We start from the raw sequence: 19,778 nt of genomic DNA on the forward strand, positions 1-19,778 counted from the left end.
CACTATGCTTAATTAGCTTTTAGGATTATATTGAACAAGCGGATATTATTTTTAGGTGTAGGAGGTATTGGAGTGTCTGCACTTGCAATAGCTGCTAAAAAGCTAGGAGCTATAGTTGCAGGATATGATAGTAAGCCAAATAAACTTACTGCTAGGCTTGAATCTTTAAATATAGATATTTTCTCTAGTCCTAGTGAAGTTGATGTAGCTAATTATAGTATGATAGTTTATTCAAGTGCGATACCTGATAGTCATCCACTCTTATCAACCGGGCGCCAGTTGCAAGTTCAATGTTTACAAAGAGCATCTTTTTTAGCTATTTTGATGCGAGATTTTAGTCAAAGTATTGCTGTTACAGGTACTCACGGTAAGACTACTACTTCAAGTGTATTAGCAACTTTACTTTCAAAGCTTGATCCATTAAGCAGCTTTGTTGTTGGGGGCTTAGTTAAGCATACTAATTCAAACATCGAGGTAAATGGTACAGGCAGATTAGTTATAGAAGCCGATGAAAGTGATGCGTCATTTTTACAATTAAATCCTTGTACTGCGATAGTTACAAATATAGACCTTGACCACATGGGTACATATAAAGATTGTTATGATAATCTTATTGAGAATTTTTATACTTTTCTAAGTAAGCCAAGTGTGAAAAAAGCTTATATTTGTCTTGATGACGAGGGTTGCCAAGATTTGCTAGCAAGAAATGATTTAAGTAACAAAATAGTGGTTACTTATGGCTTTGATATAGATGCAGATGTAAGGATTACTGATTATAACACAAATGAAAAGCAAACTGAATTTACGATAGTTTATAATGCTGAAGAACTTGCATTTACAACAAAACTACCTGGTAAATACAATGTGTTAAATATAACAGCATGTATAGTAAACTGCCTTGATTTAGGGTTTAACTATCAACCTATAAAGGGTGTGCTTCGTGATGTGGAAGGTGTAGCTAGAAGATTTGATATTTATACAAAAATGCTGCTAAACCATAGGGTGCAAGTGGTTGATGACTATGGACATCATCCTGTAGAGGTTGTTAACTGCCTAAGTGCTGTGAAGGATAAATACCCTAATAAGAAGATAATACATATATTTCAACCACATCGTTATAGTCGTAATAGGGACTTATTCCCTGATTGGGTGCAAGCTTTAGCTATAGCAGATAAACTTATTTTATTGCCGACATATTCAGCAGGAGAAGAGATTATCGAAGGTGCAACAAGTCAAGCCATAGCAAGAAATCTTACCAACTGTAATTTAGTAGAGAGTTTTGATGAGGCTATATATCAGCTAGAGCAAAATATAGATGAAGAGACTGTAGTGCTAATCCAAGGTGCTGGAGATGTAACAAATATAGTAGAGATGCTTAATGACTAAAATAGAAAAGTCTACATTATATGTAGTAGCTACACCAATTGGAAATCTAGAAGATATAACACTTAGAGCTTTAGAGATTCTCAAAGGTGTAGATGTAATATTAGCCGAAGATACTCGAGAAACAGGTAAGCTTTTAGCAAACCTAAATATTCGTACAACACAAAAACTTATATCGTGCCATGATTTTAATGAAAGTGAACGCATAGAGCAGGTTAAAGAGCTTTTGGATAGTGCTCAAAGTGTTGCACTTGTTAGTGATGCAGGTACTCCACTTATCTCAGATCCAGGTTACAAGATTGTAAATGCTTTGCGAAAAGAAGACTTTAATATAGTGCCAATACCTGGGGTAAGTGCAGTTATTACAGCTTTATCAGTAGCGGGACTTCCTTCTGATAATTTTACTTTTAGAGGTTTTTTGGCAGCTAAGAAGACCAAAAGACAAGAGCAAATTTTAGCTTTTAGTAAGCTAAATTCGACTGTGGTTGTGTATGAATCTGTGCATAGAGTTAGTTATTTGTTAGCAGATTTAGTTGAGCTTTTACCTGTGAATAACATAGTGGTAGCAAAAGAAATCACGAAGCAGTTTGAAAAGTTTGTAAGTGGTAAACCAAATGAGGTCTCACAGTTTTTTATAGATAATCCAGATACTGTGCGTGGTGAATTTGTAGTACTTATAGATTGTAATGGTAATAATGATGACAAAACATCAGTGGCTATTGATTTAAAAGATTTGCTAAAAGATTTGCTCGAAGACCTACCACTTAAGAAAGCAGTAAAGCTTGCTACAAAGCTTACTAAAGGCAAAAAGAACGAGATTTATAACTTAGCGTTAGAGATAAGGGATAATAAGTAAAATAATAAAATGGCTGAGCGGAGTCTCTGTTTTCTTAATATTTACGGAGAAATATAAAAATGTTCCAAAGAATTATATACACAACCAAACAAATGCTTAAACACAAAAAGCAAATATCAGCTATTGCAGGTGATCATTGCATGCAAAGTGTTACAGAGCTAAATGTAGAGTTTTTACAAAAAAATAATATCAAGATTGTAGCCTTAGACTTTGATGGTGTGCTAGCCGCTCATGGTAAGCCAGAGCTAGATGCAGGTGTAAAAATATGGTTAGATAATTTTGCAAAAGAGTTTGGTCAAGAGAATGTCTTTATACTTTCAAATAATCCTACACAAATAAGGTTAGAGTATTTCCAAAAGTATTATCCTCAGATTAAATTTATATCAGGAGTAGCTAAAAAGCCGTATCCAGATGGTTTACAAGCTGTTATTGCTGCTGTAGGTTGTAAACCTCAAGATGTTGTACTCGTTGATGATAGGCTACTTACAGGATGTTTAGCCTGCATCATAGCAGGGTGCTACCCTATACTAATTACAAAGCCATTTGTTGATTATGATAATTATACTACTAGTGAAAAGTTCTTTAGCTTTTTGCGTAAATGGGAGCAGAAGTTCTTTCTTTAAACTTCAGAAAAACTTATGTTATCACAGATAAATAAAAAATATGAAATAGTGCAAAATAACCTTTTAGCATCAAACAGCTCGGTAATCTCTTTTATCCATGTTAAATGTTCTGAAATAGTATTATTTTCAAAAGCAGATTTAGCCACCCCTAAGTAGAAGTTCAAAGCTAATTGTTGGGGTAACCGAGCAACTCGAGAATCTATAGAGTAGTTGATGTTTAAGTTTTTTAATATGGATGGGAGCTCTCTACCAACCAAACCATTCTTAATATTATTATCACAATCATGATTTATGATTTTTCTTACTAACTCTCTATTATTTACATTTGTTGTGTTTGTTTCCCAGTCTGGCTCAATAATACAAATATAGCTATTTTTCTTTGTTACGCGAAAAAGTTCTTTTATGGCTATTATAGGGTTGGGCGCATAAAGTAGCACTCTTTCAGCACGAGTGAAGTCAAAAGAATTATCATCAAAAGATAAGTTTTCAATATTCATATCTTTAAAAGTACAGTTTTTGATACCAAACTCTTTTGCTTGTTTTAAGGCTGTAGTTATAAAGTCTTTGCTAAGATCAATGCCTGTACATTCAGTATTTTTAAAGTTTTTAGCAATTGAGATTGTTTCTAAGCCAGGGCCACAACCAGCATCTAATACTTTTTAGAATCTTTAGAGATTTTATTTCTTGCTATTTGTTTTAAATCTTGAATTTCAGCTATATCATTAAACTGCTTTAGCGCTGCTATAAAGGTTTCGTATTGCCTTGATGAGTCGATATTTTAAGCTCTTTTAAATTAAGGTCTATATTACTGCTCATAAAATACCTCTACTTATTTATACAATTTGGTTAAATTCTCCTTTCTAGTATCATTTTTTCATTAAATACAGGAAGAAACAACCTTATTTAACTAGCTTTTTAAAGTGATATTGCTTACCATTAAGATAGTAATTTAACTCAATATTAGATATGAAAAAAATAATATTAATATTTGCTCTTATACTATCTGCTTTTAACATCTATGCAAACTACACACATGCCGAAAGCGTTTTTGATGATTATAATCAATCTACAGATAGTAACTTTGCTTACAAAAATAGCTCATTTCGTAAAGATGCTAAGGTAGAAATGTATGGAGATAAGTTCGATATAAGTAAGGGTAGTGATTATAACTGTGAATATACTGTAGCAGGACAAGTAAGATGTTGGAAATATAAAATTCGCCAAGCTGAAGAGACCAATAGTGGTATAAGTCAAAAAATACTCAAAAACTATAGTGGCTTAAAGCAGATGAAAGATGTGTCTAGTGGGGATGATTTTAACTGTGCTTTGGATAGTGAGAATGAAGCTTATTGTTGGGGTAGTAACAGACGCGGACAATTAGGTAGTGAAACTAAGTCGAAGAATATTAAAAAACCTCTTAAAGTTGCCTCAGATATTAAGTTTAGTAAAATTTATACGAAAGCGCATTATACTTGCGGAATTGATTTAGATGGACATGCTTATTGCTGGGGAGATGGTAGTAATGGCGAAGTCGGTAATGGTAAAAAAGGAAAGTTTGATACTCCTCAGAAAGTTAAAACAGATGTGTTGTTCTCAAGATTAAGTATGGCAAAAACTTATGTTTGTGGTGTATCTAAACCTGAGAGTGATATATATTGTTGGGGTAAAGGTACAAAAGGTAAAACTAGTACTACAAACTTAGACTCCAGTGTCCCAGTTAAAATCTAAAAATGAATCAAAACTATAACAAATTTCTCATTAATTCTAAGAACAAAAAGATAGTCACAGAGATAAATTCTCAACTTGATGGGTGTGATGAATTTATTATAAGTGTAGCGTTTATCACACTTAGTGGTGTAGTTTGTATATTGGAGGCATTGCACCAGCTTAATCTAAGAGGTATAAATGGACGAATCCTTACGGGTTGCTATTTAAATTTTACAGAGCCGAAAGCATTAGATAAACTTCTTGAGTTTGAAAATATCGAGCTAAAAGTTCTTGCAAGTGAAAATTTCCATGCAAAAGGATTCTTTTTCCGTAGAGCAGATAGTTGGCAAATGATGGTAGGTAGCTCAAATCTTACTCAGTCGGCACTTACTGTAAATAGCGAATGGAATATTTTGTTTCATACTAAAGCAGATGAGCTAGTACACCAAGAGATGATCACAGAGTTTAATAGACTTTTTGATGATGCTATTGATTGTAGAGATATTCTTGAGCAATATCGTCTAAACTACCTTAGTATAAGAAACACAACCAACCTTGAGCTGTATCAACAAGCTAAAACTATCACGCCAAACATTATACAACAGCAAGCATTAGATAGCCTTGAAACTTTGCGTAATGAGAGTAAAGATAAAGCTCTTATAATTAGTGCAACGGGCACAGGTAAGACTTTTTTGAGTGCATTTGATGTGGCAAAAGTTGCTCCAAAAAGATGTCTTTTTATTGTTCATAGGACAAATATCGCAATCAAAGCTAGTGAAACATTTGTAAAGGTTATTAAAGACAAATCAATCGGTCTTTATACAGGTAATGATAAATCTAATGCAGACTATCTATTTGCAACTATACAAACTCTTAAAAAACCAGATGTATTAGTAAAGTTTCAACAAGATGAATTTGATTATATAATTATAGATGAAGTTCACCATGCTGAAGCTGACAGCTATAAAAGAGTTTTAGAGTATTTTAAGCCCAAGTTTTTACTAGGTATGACAGCTACACCAGAACGAAGTGATAGTGCTGATATTTTTAAACTTTTTGATTATAATATTGCTTATGAAATTCGTCTACACCAAGCTTTAGAAGAAGATTTACTTTGTCCTTTTCATTATTTTGCGCTAGAGGATTTTTATTTTGAGAGTAAGCAACCTAATAAAGATAATACCAAATCCCTGAGCTTGTTTCAGGGTCTTACTCCACCACCAAGTTCAGAACATCCTATAAAAGGTTTTAGTAGACTAATTAGCGATGAAAGAGTCGATCATATCATAGAGAAAATGAAATTTTATGGTTTCAGTGGTGAAAAACGCTCAAGCCTAATGTTCGTGAGTAATGTAAATGAAGCAAAAGAGCTTGCTAACCTACTAAGTCAAAAAGGTATAAAAGCACAAGCTCTAACTAGCCAAGACCCAGAGCATATAAGGGGGATAGCTATCCAAGAGCTAGAAGCAAAACGCTTAGAAGTTATTGTTACGGTTGATATTTTTAATGAAGGAGTTGATATACCTTGTCTAAATCAAATTATACTTTTACGCCCAACTCAAAGTGCAATTGTTTATATCCAGCAACTTGGTCGAGGGCTTAGAAAATATCGTGATAAAAAGTTTGTCGTGATTTTAGACTTTATAGCCAACTATGAAAACAATTTCCTAATACCTGTAGCTCTAAGTGGTGATAATAGTTATGACAAAGATCAACTAAAGAAATTTGTAGTTACCCCTAATAACTATATTAGTGGTAAAAGCACAATTACATTTACAAATATCGCGAAAGAACTAATCTATAGAAATATTCAAAAGACAAACTTTTCTCAGTTAAAGAATATCAAAAAAGATTATATTCAGCTTAAAAAAGAGCTTGGTAAAGTTCCGCGATTAGTTGATTTTGAGAAATACAATTTTATAGCTCCAGAGGTTATACTCAAAGCAAAAGATACTTATGTGGATATTCTACAAGTATTTAAAGAGCCGATAGCTACATTAATAAATAATGAGTACCAAATATTAAAATTTATCTCTAAAGAATTTACCCCAGCAAAAAGGCTGTATGAGACTCTAATATTAGAAAAACTTCTTTTAAACTCATCTATACCTAGGAGTGATTTACAAAGTTATATTAAAAACGAGATTACAGACTATAAGCGAAAAAGTTTTGTAAATGCGTTGCACCATCTGTCATTGCGGACATTTACAGTTAATGCAGGTAGAGTGGAATATCAGCCATTAATCAAGTTTGATGACACTAGCGTAACACTTACAGTTGCTAAAGCCATCCATGCAAATGAGTTTTTATTAGCTCAAATAAAAGACTTGTTAGAGTACAACAAAATTATTTGTAAGAAGAAATATTCTCAAAACAAAGTAAAGAATATTGCACTATATCAAAAGTATTCAAAAAAGGATATTGCCCATCTTCTTAATCAAGACTATACAAATGGTGGAGTCAATTTAGCAGGTTATCGAACATTTGATAATAAAGTTTTACTTTATATGACATTTGATGAGAGTAAAAAATTCACACAGTTTGATAATAAGTTTATTTCTGCAGACACATTTACATTTTTTTCAAAGAAAAATAAGTCTTTAAATGATAGTATAGAATATGGTTTGAGTAAGGTTGATTTTGTAACCTTTGTGTTTGCAAGAGTTGATAAAAATGATAACTATATGTTCTTAGGTATAGTTGATAAGTGTATCAAGGTCAAAGAGATTAATTCTCCAATAAAAATGGTGGAATTCACTTTTAAGCTTAATAAGTCATTACCAATAGAAATATCTAAATATTTTGATATGGTTAGTCAAAATAAAAGTTAACTAAAAGTTCTTTAAATAACTGTTTTTTTCTTAGTGTTTATATATAATGAAAAGTGTAGGAAAACTAAAAAGGAGTCTTGAGATGGCGTATAAAAAAGTACTATTAGCTATAAATGTATATGAAAAAACTAATGTAGTAGTAAATTCAGCTGTTGCTTTCGCACTAAAAAATAATGCAAAGGTTTTAAAGGTAGTAACAGTAATTGATTGTGTTGCCCCATTTGCACCATCAATTGTAGACTTTCAGCATTCAATTGAGAAAGAAGCCAAAGATGCGCTTGATAAAGTTGTTGATAAGATCAAGGGTATTAAAGTAGAACATGAGGTCCTTGTTGGTAATCCTGCAGCAGAGGTTGTAGCGTATGCAGAAGAAAGCGCATGTGATGTAATTGTGCTAGGTTCTCATGCAACTCATGGTATAAATTTACTTCTAGGTTCAGTAGCAAATGCTGTACTTCATAGGGCAAAATGCGATGTACTTACTGTGCGAGTTAGTGATGATGAAAGTGCTGGTAGTCGAGCTCATAATTATCAGAAACTTTTAGCACCAACAGATCTTGAAAATGACTCTTGTTATGTTGTTTCAAAAGCTGTAGATATTGCAAAGCTTTATGATGCAACACTTGATACAGCATTTGTAATTCCTAATGACAGTATTTCTCTTATGACATACGAGACTGATAAGGTAGAAGAATCACTTAAAAAGTTTGCAGATGCGAATGGTATTAATGGTGATAAGTCCGTACTTATTGGTAGTATAGCAACAAGTGTTTTAGAAAAAGCTGAGGAAAATAAAAACGATTTAGTTGTTGTTGGTAGTCATAGAAGAAGTGCTTTAGGAAGGTTTTTCTTAGGCTCAACAGCAAATAGTTTACTTCATGAAGCAAGCATGGATGTTTTAGTCGTTAGACTAAAATAAGTTACACCACATACTAATAATATCTAAAAATACTCCTTAAACATTCAAAAAAACTATTATTTACACTGCTATATCTAGCACATAAGTACTTGTTAAAAGATGCGTAAAGCTTTAAAATAAAAGTGTATATGAGCTAATAATGTTTACCTAAGTGCGCAGGTTTTGCGATTAGTTAGAGGTTATTTACTTAAAAGGGTGTGCAAATGTCTTTGCATGTAGTTTACACATAGCATTTGAGTGGATAAGATATAATACGACTATGTGATTAATATCTACATTATATTTAAAAAAGCTATATTAATTTTACTTTCATGAATAGGGGTATAATGTATAAAATAATAGATTTTTACACTAAAGAAGAAGTCTTTACGGATAGTTTTGTTTTTGCTGGGGAAGATCGTCCTTGGGAAATTCAAATGAATATGGAAATGGTTCGAAACAAAATCAATAAGGATTACTTTACTCAAGCATCACCTTGTTTGTCTAAATACCTTCCTTTTATGCCAATCAAAAACCCTTCAGATTTCGTGTCTTTGAGAGAAACGGCGACTCCTCTTATTAAAAGTAAGACTTTAAGCAAAGAACTCGGTATTGATCTTTATTTCAAGGTTGAAGGCAAAAATCCAACAGGATCGTTTAAAGATAGAGGTTCTGCGATTGATATAACTATAGCTAGAGAGTTAGGGGCTAAAGGTATCGTCTTAGCCTCAACAGGTAATATGGCAGCTTCTTGTGCTTGTTATGCAGCTGCAGCTAAAATGCCTTGTTTTATAATCGTCCCTGAAGGTGTCTCGATGTCAAAACTAGCTCAAGTTATGTCATATGGAGGTAAGATAGTTCAAGTAAAAGGTACTTATAATGATGCTGCTCAATTAGCTTTTGATATAGCTAAATCTAAAAATTTCTTCCTTGCAGGTGACTATGCTTTTAGAGTTGAGGGTCAAAAAACAGCAGCTTTTGAAGTAATTGATCAACTATTGTTCCAAACACCTGATGAAGTTATAGTTCCGATAGGATGTGGTACAAATATGACAGCTTACTATAAAGGTTTTAGTGAGTATAAAGATTTAGGTTTTATTGATACTATACCTAAATTGACTGGAGTACAATCAACAGGTGCTGATACTTTAGCAAGAGCATATAAGAAAAATCAAAATAGAATAGAAGGGCTAAAATCTGCAAATACTATAGCTACAGCAATTGCTGTACCTTATCCTATAGATGGAGATAAGGCTATTGAAGCGATCTATAATACTGGTGGTGAAGCGAGTGCAATCAGTGATATTAAAATGCTTGAAGCACAATATATGCTATCTACAAAAGAAGGACTTTTTGTTGAGTTAGCTTCAGCATCTACAGTAGCTCATTTACTAAAAAAACATAGTGAAGGTAAGCTTCAGAAAGGGTCAAAAGTAGTATGTGTGCTTTCAGGAGAGGGCCTAAAAGATCCTAGTGTGGTTTTAAAGTCAGCGATTCAACCACCTATTATTTATCCTACAGAGAATGATTTTGATAAGTTATATGACAGTCGTTTCTTTGATAATAAAATGATGTTATTCATTGATCAAAACCAACTCGTTTTTGAAACCTATCCTACTATAGAAGAGGTTAGAAAAGCTTTAGAAACTATGTTTGGAGCAAACTATGATGAAACCTTTACTACTAAGGTAAAGAGTCTTATCGAAAAGTTTTTAGCTAAGGGTAAATCTATTTATGTGGCAGATATTCAAGATATTATCCAAGATGCTACGGAAATGACTGATGCTGTTAGCCAAGATATATTGGATGTCCAGTCTTTCAAGGTTAATGTTGAGCATAACCAGAAATCGAAGGCGGAAGTTACCGTTAATGTGAGAGATCAGTTGTATTTTGCGTCAAGTACTGGTGTAGGTCCTGTAGATGCTGTTTTAAAAGCATTATGTAAAGCTTGCCCTAGTGATATAGTTTATAGTTTAACGGACTATAAGGTGAAAATACGAGGTCAGGGTGCTGATGCTGTAGTTTATGTTGAAATGAGTCTTGAGAAAGGTGGCGTGAAAAGTATTGGTAAATCAGTATCCCCAGATATTATACAAGCATCGGTTGAGGCCTTTATAGATGCATACAATATCGCTTATGTATAAAGCTAAATTATAAGAGGAAATATGGAAGATAAAAGTTTAAACAAATACAGTAAAAGACTTACTAAAGAAAAATCTCAAGGTGCTTCTCAGGCAATGCTTTATGGTACCGGGATGACTGAACGAGATATGGATAAACCTCAAGTAGGTATCGCTAGTGTTTGGTATGAAGGAAACACATGTAACATGCACTTAAATCAAATTGCTCAGTTTGTAAAAAATAGCGTTGAGAAAGCGGACCTAAAAGGCATGAGATTTAATACTATCGGTGTTAGTGATGGTATTTCAATGGGTACTTCAGGCATGAGTTATTCGCTTCAATCTAGAGATCTAATAGCAGATTCAATTGAAACAGTGATGTCTGCCCACTGGTATGATGGTTTAGTTTCAATACCTGGTTGTGATAAAAATATGCCTGGCTGTATGATGGCTTTAGGACGATTAAATAGACCTGGATTTGTTATATATGGTGGTACAATTCAAGCTGGCATAATGCGTGGTAAACCAATAGATATCGTTACTGCTTTCCAAAGTTATGGAGCATGCTTATCTGGTAGTATCACAGAAGAAGAGCGTCAAGAAACTATTAAAAAAGCATGTCCAGGAGCAGGAGCTTGTGGTGGTATGTATACTGCAAACACTATGGCGTGTGCTATTGAAGCGTTAGGAATGAGTTTGCCATATAGTTCATCAACACCAGCTACATCAAAAGAAAAAGTTCAAGAGTGTGATAAAGCTGGTGAGGTTATTAAGAACCTCCTTGAGTTAGATCTTAGACCTAAAGATATCATGACACGTAAAGCGTTTGAAAATGCTATGGTTTTGATAACTGTAATGGGTGGATCAACTAATGCTGTACTACACCTTTTAGCCATAGCAAGTTCTCTAGATGTTGACTTAAAGATAGATGACTTCCAAGAGATTGCTGATAAAACTCCTGTACTAGCTGACTTCAAGCCAAGTGGTAAGTTTGTTATGGCAGATTTACATGCTATAGGCGGTACCCCTGCAGTTATGAAGATGCTTCTTGAAGAAGGTATGTTGCATGGTGAATGCCTAACAGTAACAGGAAAAACACTTGCTGAAAATTTAGCTGAGTTACCAGGATTACCGGAAAATAATGAGATTATACGAAGCTTTGAAAATCCAATTAAAAAAACTGGTCATTTACAGATTCTTAAAGGCAATGTAGCACCGGAAGGTTCTGTAGCTAAGATTACAGGTAAAGAGGGTGAAATATTTCAAGGCAAAGCAAATGTCTTTGATTCTGAAGAAGAGATGATAGCTGCGACTGAAGCTGGAAAAATAGCCAAAGGCGATGTTATTGTTATTCGCTATGAAGGTCCTAAGGGAGGACCTGGAATGCCAGAAATGCTTAAACCAACCTCTCTGATAATGGGAGCTGGACTTGGTCAAGATGTTGCTTTAATTACTGATGGTAGATTCTCTGGTGGTTCACATGGCTTTATCGTAGGTCATATAGCTCCGGAAGCACAGGTTGGTGGAATGATCGCTTTGCTGCAAAATGGTGATGACATAACTATTGATGCTACTAAAAATATTATAAATGTTGATTTGAGTGAAGAAGAAATCTCTAAAAGAAAATCTAAATGGGTTGCTCCAGCACAAAAAGCTTCGCGTGGAACATTAAAAAAGTATATTAAAACTGTTTCATCAGCGTCAACAGGTTGTGTTACAGATTTAGATTGAAGTGAAAAGGTACTATAAAAGTGATAGATAAGATTTGGAAAAATGGAAAAATAGTTTCATATGAAGATGCTAAAGTAGGTATTAATACCCATTCTTTGCATTATGGTTCTTCTGTGTTTGAGGGTATTAGAGCCTATAGTACTCCTAACGGAGTTGGAGTACTTAAATTAAAAGAACATATGCAAAGGTTTATGTATTCAATGAATGCTTTAGGCATGCCGGTAAAGTTTTCTCTCGAAGAGTTGTGCCAAGCTGTTTTAGACATAGTGAAAATAAGTGGTAATCAAGCCTGTTATATAAGACCACTAGCTTATTATGCTGAGGGTCCGGTATCTGTTTTACCAAAAGAAGATCATCCGGTTGATATTGCTATTTATTGTTTGCCTATGGGCAAATATATGGATGCTGATTCTGTAGATATTAAAGTAAGTAAGTATATTCGTATCCACCCAAGATCAACAGTTTGTGATGCTAAAATTGGCGGTCATTATGTAAATAGTATTTTAGCTTCACGAGAGACTATAGATACGCACTATCATGAATCATTATTACTTGATGTAGATGGCAATGTAGCTGAAGGTGCTGCTATGAATGTCTTTTTTGTGAAAAATAAAGAGATTACTACACCACCTTTAGGCACTATACTAAATGGTATAACTAGAAAACTTATAATAACTATAGCTAAAGATTTGGGTTATAAAGTAAATGAGAGTCTTTTCAAAGTTGAGGAATTGATTAATGCTGATGAAGTTTTCTTTTGTGGGACTGCTGCAGAAGTAACTCCTGTGGCTACAATTGATGATAACAGTATTAAAGCACAGAATAATCTTGGAATAACGCAGGAGATAAAGGAAGTGTTCGAAAAAATAAAGCAAGGTGAAGCTTATAAAGATGCTTTAACGTATACATAGTGTCTGATCACATATAAAAGCTTAAACTCTTTTGAGATAAGTGCGGTAATTTGTATTAGAGATAGGTATAACTATTATCGAAATTATTCTCAATAATCGCTTCAATTAGCTCTTTAAAAAAGTTTCATAAATCTGCTTTAAAAAATATAAGTTCAAGTTTTACTTTGATACACTCACTTATTATGATTTAATATAAGATTCGAGAAGTAAAGTGATTTAGTAGGGGGGACATACTATAAGCATGAAAATAACAGGCTCTCAAGCTATTGTAAAAGCTCTTAAAACTGAAGGTGTTGATTGCATTTTTGGTTATCCAGGTGGTGCGATTATGCCCACATACGACGCCTTACATGAAGAGCGTCATAATCTTCATCATATTTTAGTTAGACATGAACAAGCAGCTATTCATGGAGCTGTTGGCTATGCGCGTGCCACACAAAAGGTCGGTGTTGCAATAGCAACTTCTGGTCCTGGAGCGACAAACCTTTTAACAGGGATTGCAGATGCACAAATTGATTCTATCCCAGTTGTATGTATAACAGGACAAGTATTTTCATCTCTTTTAGGGACAGATGCTTTTCAAGAGGCTGATATAATTGGTATGTCTGTTGCTGCGACGAAGTGGAACTATCAAATAACAGATCCAAATGAAATACCTGAGGTTTTTAAAAAGGCCTTTGAAATAGCTAAGAGTGGAAGACCGGGTCCAGTTTTAATTGATATTACTAAAGATGCTCAAACAGCTCTTATGGAGTATAAGCAAGCTCAAGGAAATATTAATGGTAAGTGGCTACACAAACCTATGATTGATATGGATGAGATTCTTAGAGCTTCAGAGCTTATAAATAACGCAAAAAGACCAATTGTTCTTGCAGGGCATGGAGTTATGCTTTCTGGCGCTGAAGATTCATTACTGAAACTTGCTGAAAAAGCTAATCTTCCAGTTGTGTGTACTTTACTAGGCTTATCTTCTTTTCCTTATAAGCATGACTTATATAAAGGTATGTTGGGAATGCACGGAAATTATGCTGCTAATGTACTATGTAATGAAGCAGACGTAGTTTTAGCTGTTGGTATGAGATTTGATGACAGAGTTACTGGTAAGCTTGATGAGTACCTTAATAATGCTAAAATCATTCATATTGAAATAGATCCTTCTGAAATTGATAAAAATGTTAAAGCTGATGTGGGTATAAATTCCGATGCAAAAGAAGCAATAGATGCATTAATTCCATATATAGCTGAGCAAAACCACGAAACATGGCACAAAGAGTTTGCTGATGAACATAGCAAGGAAGTTGCAGCTGTAATTGATGATGAAACAAATCCTATATCTGGTGATATTAAGATGGCTGAAGTTATAAGTTTAGTTTCTGAAAAAACTAACGGCGAAGCTACTATTGTATCGGATGTTGGTCAACACCAAATGATAGCTGCACGTTATTATAAGTTTATGTCAAAGAATGCACATATTAGCTCAGGTGGACTTGGCACGATGGGTTTTGCTTTGCCTGCAGCAATCGGAGCTAAAGTTGGAGTTGGAAATAAGAAAGAAGTTATTGCTGTAATTGGTGATGGTGGCTTTCAAATGAATTTACAAGAATTAGCTGTTTTAAGACAAGAAAACTTGAATTTAAAGATCATCATACTAAATAATAGTTTCTTGGGTATGGTGCGTCAATGGCAACAACTTTTCTTCGAAAGCAGGTATTCTCACACAGAAATTTCATCGCCTGATTTTATAAAACTTGCCGAAGCTTATGATATTAATGCCCAGCAAGTTAGTAAAAGAGAAAATTTAGGCAAGGCAATTGATGAACTTCTTGCTGCGAAAAACTCATATTTACTTGAGGTAAAAGTTGAGCAGCAAGAGAATGTATTTCCGATGGTGCCGGCAGGTGAATCAATCAGTAATACTAAACTTGGAATAGAGGAGTAAAACTATGCAAGAAAATATATATTTCATAACTATTAATACCGAGAATACACTATGTGTTCTACAAAGAATTGCATCAGTTTTATCTCGTAATCGTATTAATATAGAACAATTAACTGTTTTTGAGACAGCTAATAAAGGTATTTCACACTTTAACCTTGTTGTGCATGGTACACAAGAAAAGATTGAGAAAATAGTTAAAAAATTAGCAAATGTGATAGAGGTTATTGATATCAATATCACTAGCACTATCCCAATGACAGGAACTGTAAACAGTAAAACTGCTCATGCGGTAAAAACTAGCTTAAAAAAAGCGGCATAAACGCGAGACAAGTAGAAACCGAATGGGAGAGATGAAATTTGGCAAGTAGATAAAGTCGCATGATCTCTTCGTCCAGATAGGCTTAATAGCTAATCTTAACCATATTAATTGAACAATTAAGTTCAAAATTTTCTAAAAAAATCCCCCTAAAATTAAAAAATAACTATATTTATTTATCACTTTATACTATAAATAGTATAAACAGTATTTGATAAATGAGTTCTTATGAAAAAATTTTTAGTTTTACTAGCAAGCTCAGCTGAGTGGTATGAGTTCACAGTTTACTCGTTTTGTGCGGTATATATTGGAGCTACATTCTTTCCTGAGTTGAGTAGCCCTTTTGCTAGCTTTTTAGCAGCGTTTGGTGCATTTGCAGCAGGATTTTTAGCACGTCCAATTGGTGGGATAATCTTTGGCTATATAGGAGATAAAAAAAGTAGAACAACTGCTCTAGCTTTAGCCGCATTCTTTATGGGGGTTCCTACCGTAGGTATGGCACTTTTACCATCTTATGCAACCATTGGTATATTTGCACCACTGATTTTAGTTGCTTTTAGAATACTGCAAGGTATCGCTATAGGTGGTCAGTATAGTGGTTCAGTTGTGATACTTGTTGAAGGTGAAAATACAATATTTGGTAAAGCTAGGGCTGGCGTAAGTGTTGTTACCAGTGCATTTGGTGGTATATTGCTTGCGATCGTTAGTTTTCAGCTTATAAGGTATTTTATACCTGATGAATCAATGGCTAGTGGTGGATGGAGAATACTTTTTGCAATAGCTATCATTCTTGTAATATTGTCTTTCTTTATCAAGCATGGTAAAGATGAAGAAGAAAAGCCAGTGACAAGTGATATAAAGCTTAGATCTATGGTTTTGAAAAACTATAAGAGCATTGTATATATGTTATTGTTATGTTTCCCTGGAGCAGTTGTAGCATATTTTCAAATTACAATTTTACCAAATATTATCAAGCAGGTTTTAGGTCATACAGATGTAAATGTGGCAATTTTGACAACTATAAGCATAATTGTATTTATCATAACTTGTAATCTAGCTGCTAGATTAACAAAATACTTCAGCATTAAAAGCATCACAGCATTTGGCTTGATGTTAATGTTAGTTCTATCATTACCGATGTATCAACTATATAAAATGAATAGTGAATTGTTGATATTGTTCTTCATAGTTATGGGAGCTATTTTTGGTATATTCTACGGTAATATCATGGTTCTTTTCACAGAATGCTTACCAAAAGAGATTCGCTATACAGCATTTGCTTTAGCTTATAATATTGGTTTCGGAATATTTGGTGGATTATTGCCGTTTGTGTGTTTCTATCTGGCAAATGAGTTTTCTGACTATTTTGCAGTAGGTGTAATATCTGTAAGTGCTTTAGTTGGATTATTCGCCTTATACTTCCTTGACCCTCAAAAAAATAAAACTTTATAATCTAGCATATACAGGTTATTATTTCTTTAAGTTTTTATAAGTGAGAGCTATAAAATGAAGACTTACTTTTTAAGTGAACGATGCTTTATTTACACTATTAGTGATAAGCTTGATTTTGAGGATAATTCCAAGATAATTAAAATATACAGACAATTTCTAGCTGATAAGAGTTTTTGTCGTCAATATAATATCTTAGATATTGTACCAACATATAATAGTATTGCATTTCATACAGACTTCTTAGACCTATCTATATTTGAAAAAGCTATAATTAATAAAATTTCACAAGTTGATTATAGTGCTGGAAGTGTATCTACAACACATGATATCTTGGTGGATTATGACGGTGAAGACTTGGAATCAGTAGCACAGACTTTAAATCTGAGTGTAAATGAGGTTATTGTACGCCATACAAAACCAGTATATACCATAGCAATGCTTGGGTTTAAACCATATTTACCGTACCTTCTTGGACTAGATGAAAGTATTGGTGTACAACGCTTAGCAACACCTCGTAATAGAATAGCAAAAGGTTCTGTAGGAATTGGTGGTTTACAGACTACAATTTTTCCAGAACAAACCCCTAGCGGTTGGAATATTTTAGGTAATACAGGTTTTGATGACTTTACTAGCTTTAATGCTGGAGATAAAATTAGATTTAGGAGAAAGTGATGCTTTTAGTAAATTGTGATCTTGGTGAAAGAGGGGTTGCACATCCTATAGATGATCAGCTTATAAAATATATAGATATCGCTAATATAGCTTGTGGCGGTCATGCTGGTGATCAACAAAGTGTAGATTATTATGTGGAGTTATGTAAGTTAAATAGTGTCAAAGTTACAGCACATATATCATATCCTGATAAAGAAAATTTTGGTAGAAAGGTTATTAGCATAGATGATGATAAACTTTTAAAATCATTTGATGAGCAGTTTGCTTTATTTACAGGTATAAAAGCAATTAAACCACATGGAGCCTTAAATAATGAACTTAATAAAAATTCTAAATTATCAGAACTTTTTGTTGCTTGGTGTGTGAAAAACAATGTAGAAGAACTCCTAGCTAGCCCCTTTGGTATTGTGGCTAAATATGCAAGGTCAAAAGGAATAAAAATAGTAAAAGAAAGTTTTGTTGAAAGAGGCTATATGCTTGATGAAAATTCTAATCCGGTATTAATTCCTCGTGGTATGGCAAATGATGAAATTGAGACTGTGTCAGAATCTGTTGAACAATACAATCAGTTAAAAAATGGATATATAAACATAGATGGGAAAAAAAAAGAATTTGACTCTGAAACCGTTTGCATACATTCAGATAGTGCGATTGCTTTAGAGTTAGCTCAAGCTTTAGATTCTTATAGAGGGTAATTATGTTAGAAAAATTGTTTTCAGTGTCAGGTGGGTTACATTTTGATGTTGCTGAGCGAGATTTTGGAAAGCAAGATAAGGGAATATCTCCAAATGGAGCACAAGATCAGTTAAGTTTTAATATTGCTTTTGATATTTTTGATAGCCCTGAGAGTTTTCAAGCTATTGAAATGATTTACCCAACTAAAATAGTCGCTAATAAACCAATGCTTTTTATAATATGTGGAGCAGGGTATCAACAAATACTTATAGATGAGAATAAACCTATATTAAAGGATAAAGTTTATAGTTTAAATGAAGGACAAACTATATCATTTGGTGGACAGAAAAGTGGTTTTAGAACAATTATATTTGCTGTGGAAAGTAATGCTACAACAAGTAAATATATTGCTAAAAAAAGATCTTCATTGATCACAAGTTTTATAACTGACTTATATTCAGAGAGAAAAATTAGAGTTGTTAAAGGTCCAGAGTATTATGTCTTCAATGATGAGAGTCTTTTTGATCAAAGTTGGAAAATATCTCAAAACTCAAGTCAGATGGGTTTAGTACTTGAAGGAGATAAGCTAGATGTTAAAAAGATTGAAATGATATCTCAGCCAGTAACTGATGGCACGGTACAGCTTTCTCCAAACGGACCTATAGTACTTATGAGACATCGCCAGACTATTGGCGGTTATCCAAGGGTTTTAAATGTAATAGAGACTGATATGAATAAGTTGGCTCAGCTTGCTATGGGTGAGAGTTTTAGGTTTAAGCTTATTGATTTTAATGAAGCTATAGAAATAAATAATAAATACCGAAAATTATTTAGTTCAATAGATTTTTTGGAGCAGTAATGATATACCTTTTTCTGATGAAAACAATACTTTTTTATAGATGATTTTTTTTGTCAAATTTAGGTTGTTTTTAATTATTTTACTTGTTATAAACTCTAGTGAAAAAGAAAACTTAATTTGGAGATATCCTAAATGTTGCGAAAGTTAGTCAAGTCTTTGATTCCTAGTAATGAAAAAATATTTTTTGAACTGATGATTGAAGCTACAGAAAGTGTAGAAGATTCAGCAAGAATATTGGATCAGTTATTAAAAGAAACAGATACATTAACCTCAGCAGAGCTTATAGAAGAGCTAAGGCTAACTAGAGCTGTTACTGTAGAGGCAGCTAATAAAATGGACCATGAGTTAGCTAGATATTTCGTAACTCCTATAGATAGAGTAGAGCTGCACAATATCATCACTCTTCTATTAAAACTTAATAAGAGAATAGTGAAAATTCACAGATATATACAGATTTTGCTAGAAGAAGAGCGTGGTGATGTAAATAAGTATTTATCAAACTGTGTTGAGACTCTTAGAAAAATGACTAAAGTTCTAGATGATATGATGAAAGCATTTTGTGCAGGTAAATATAAGGAACTTAAAACATTAAATATGAAGTTAACAGCTCTTGATGAGAATGTTCTAGAAGATTTAGGGCATGCTTTGAAGAAGTTTTCATACTTTGAAGATGGCGATGTAATGTTTATTATGAAAGTTAAGGATATTTATAAGGCTATAGAAAGTGCTATTTCAACTTGTACTTCAGTAGCTGAGTCAATAATAAGAATACATGTAAAAGAAGTTTAGTAAGGGTATTTACTTA

General features: G+C 33.4%; 16 protein-coding genes and 2 pseudogenes. 17 read left to right on the forward strand and 1 reads right to left on the reverse strand.

The window, feature by feature from the left end; genetic code table 11:
* Nucleotides 1-30 precede the first annotated feature (30 nt).
* The 3 genes from murC to CDH04_RS00080 are packed head-to-tail and all read left to right on the forward strand — an operon-like array spanning nucleotide 31 to nucleotide 2,862.
* On the forward strand, nucleotides 31-1,386 hold the full coding sequence (gene murC / locus CDH04_RS00070) for a UDP-N-acetylmuramate--L-alanine ligase (protein ID WP_112869088.1): 1,356 nt from the start codon (nucleotides 31-33) through the stop codon (nucleotides 1,384-1,386).
* On the forward strand, nucleotides 1,379-2,239 hold the full coding sequence (rsmI, locus tag CDH04_RS00075; protein WP_112869089.1) for a 16S rRNA (cytidine(1402)-2'-O)-methyltransferase: 861 nt from the start codon (nucleotides 1,379-1,381) through the stop codon (nucleotides 2,237-2,239). Before murC ends, rsmI begins: the two co-directional genes overlap by 8 nt.
* Nucleotides 2,240-2,298: 59 nt before the next feature.
* Nucleotides 2,299-2,862 (forward strand): YqeG family HAD IIIA-type phosphatase, encoded by a 564-nt coding sequence (locus CDH04_RS00080; RefSeq protein WP_112869090.1) that lies wholly within the window; start codon nucleotides 2,299-2,301, stop codon nucleotides 2,860-2,862.
* Here the strand turns inward: CDH04_RS00080 and CDH04_RS00085 are convergent.
* A pseudogene (locus CDH04_RS00085) lies at nucleotides 2,859-3,509 on the reverse strand (methyltransferase domain-containing protein); the annotation flags it as partial. The gene CDH04_RS00080 and the pseudogene CDH04_RS00085 overlap by 4 nt on opposite strands.
* 319 nt (nucleotides 3,510-3,828) lie before the next feature.
* Here CDH04_RS00085 and CDH04_RS00090 point away from each other — a divergent pair.
* The 14 genes and pseudogenes from CDH04_RS00090 (at nucleotide 3,829) to CDH04_RS00150 (ending at nucleotide 19,762) form a co-directional block, all read left to right on the forward strand.
* Entirely contained in the window at nucleotides 3,829-4,590 is a 762-nt protein-coding gene (locus CDH04_RS00090; RefSeq protein WP_112869092.1) for an RCC1 domain-containing protein, read from the forward strand.
* 2 nt (nucleotides 4,591-4,592) lie between these two features.
* Nucleotides 4,593-7,400, forward strand: coding sequence for a DUF3427 domain-containing protein (locus CDH04_RS00095; RefSeq protein WP_112869093.1), 2,808 nt, complete (start codon nucleotides 4,593-4,595; stop codon nucleotides 7,398-7,400).
* A gap of 82 nt (nucleotides 7,401-7,482) precedes the next feature.
* Nucleotides 7,483-8,319, forward strand: coding sequence for a universal stress protein (locus CDH04_RS00100; protein WP_112869094.1), 837 nt, complete (start codon nucleotides 7,483-7,485; stop codon nucleotides 8,317-8,319).
* A 500-nt stretch (nucleotides 8,320-8,819) separates the two neighbouring features.
* Nucleotides 8,820-9,710: pseudogene (gene thrC / locus CDH04_RS10095) on the forward strand (threonine synthase); the annotation flags it as partial.
* Nucleotides 9,711-9,947: 237 nt separating this feature from the next.
* Nucleotides 9,948-10,442: an alpha-isopropylmalate synthase regulatory domain-containing protein gene (locus CDH04_RS10100; protein WP_322619259.1), complete on the forward strand. Its 495-nt coding sequence runs from the start codon at nucleotides 9,948-9,950 to the stop codon at nucleotides 10,440-10,442.
* Nucleotides 10,443-10,463: 21 nt separating this feature from the next.
* The gene (gene ilvD, locus CDH04_RS00110; RefSeq protein WP_112869096.1) at nucleotides 10,464-12,149 is read left to right on the forward strand and encodes a dihydroxy-acid dehydratase; all 1,686 of its coding nucleotides are present in this window, start codon (nucleotides 10,464-10,466) and stop codon (nucleotides 12,147-12,149) included.
* A 20-nt stretch (nucleotides 12,150-12,169) separates the two neighbouring features.
* Nucleotides 12,170-13,060 carry a branched-chain amino acid transaminase gene (locus CDH04_RS00115; RefSeq protein WP_112869097.1) on the forward strand — a complete coding sequence of 297 codons (891 nt, stop codon included), beginning with the start codon at nucleotides 12,170-12,172 and terminating at the stop codon, nucleotides 13,058-13,060.
* Nucleotides 13,061-13,301: 241 nt separating this feature from the next.
* Entirely contained in the window at nucleotides 13,302-14,999 is a 1,698-nt protein-coding gene (ilvB, locus tag CDH04_RS00120; protein WP_112869098.1) for a biosynthetic-type acetolactate synthase large subunit, read from the forward strand.
* 4 nt (nucleotides 15,000-15,003) lie between these two features.
* Nucleotides 15,004-15,318 (forward strand): acetolactate synthase small subunit, encoded by a 315-nt coding sequence (locus tag CDH04_RS00125; RefSeq protein WP_112869099.1) that lies wholly within the window; start codon nucleotides 15,004-15,006, stop codon nucleotides 15,316-15,318.
* Between the two features lie 225 nt (nucleotides 15,319-15,543).
* Nucleotides 15,544-16,767 carry an MFS transporter gene (locus tag CDH04_RS00130; RefSeq protein WP_112869100.1) on the forward strand — a complete coding sequence of 408 codons (1,224 nt, stop codon included), beginning with the start codon at nucleotides 15,544-15,546 and terminating at the stop codon, nucleotides 16,765-16,767.
* A 54-nt stretch (nucleotides 16,768-16,821) separates the two neighbouring features.
* Nucleotides 16,822-17,439 carry a 5-oxoprolinase subunit B family protein gene (locus tag CDH04_RS00135; RefSeq protein ID WP_112869101.1) on the forward strand — a complete coding sequence of 206 codons (618 nt, stop codon included), beginning with the start codon at nucleotides 16,822-16,824 and terminating at the stop codon, nucleotides 17,437-17,439.
* On the forward strand, nucleotides 17,439-18,134 hold the full coding sequence (locus tag CDH04_RS00140) for a 5-oxoprolinase subunit PxpA (RefSeq protein WP_112869102.1): 696 nt from the start codon (nucleotides 17,439-17,441) through the stop codon (nucleotides 18,132-18,134). The genes CDH04_RS00135 and CDH04_RS00140 overlap by 1 nt, the downstream gene beginning before the upstream one ends.
* A gap of 2 nt (nucleotides 18,135-18,136) precedes the next feature.
* Entirely contained in the window at nucleotides 18,137-18,973 is an 837-nt protein-coding gene (locus CDH04_RS00145) for a 5-oxoprolinase subunit C family protein (RefSeq protein ID WP_112869103.1), read from the forward strand.
* A gap of 132 nt (nucleotides 18,974-19,105) precedes the next feature.
* Nucleotides 19,106-19,762: a PhoU family transcriptional regulator gene (locus CDH04_RS00150; RefSeq protein WP_112869104.1), complete on the forward strand. Its 657-nt coding sequence runs from the start codon at nucleotides 19,106-19,108 to the stop codon at nucleotides 19,760-19,762.
* The last annotated feature ends 16 nt before the right edge of the window (nucleotides 19,763-19,778 follow it).

The organism is Francisella adeliensis (assembly GCF_003290445.1).
Lineage (GTDB): Bacteria > Pseudomonadota > Gammaproteobacteria > Francisellales > Francisellaceae > Francisella > Francisella adeliensis.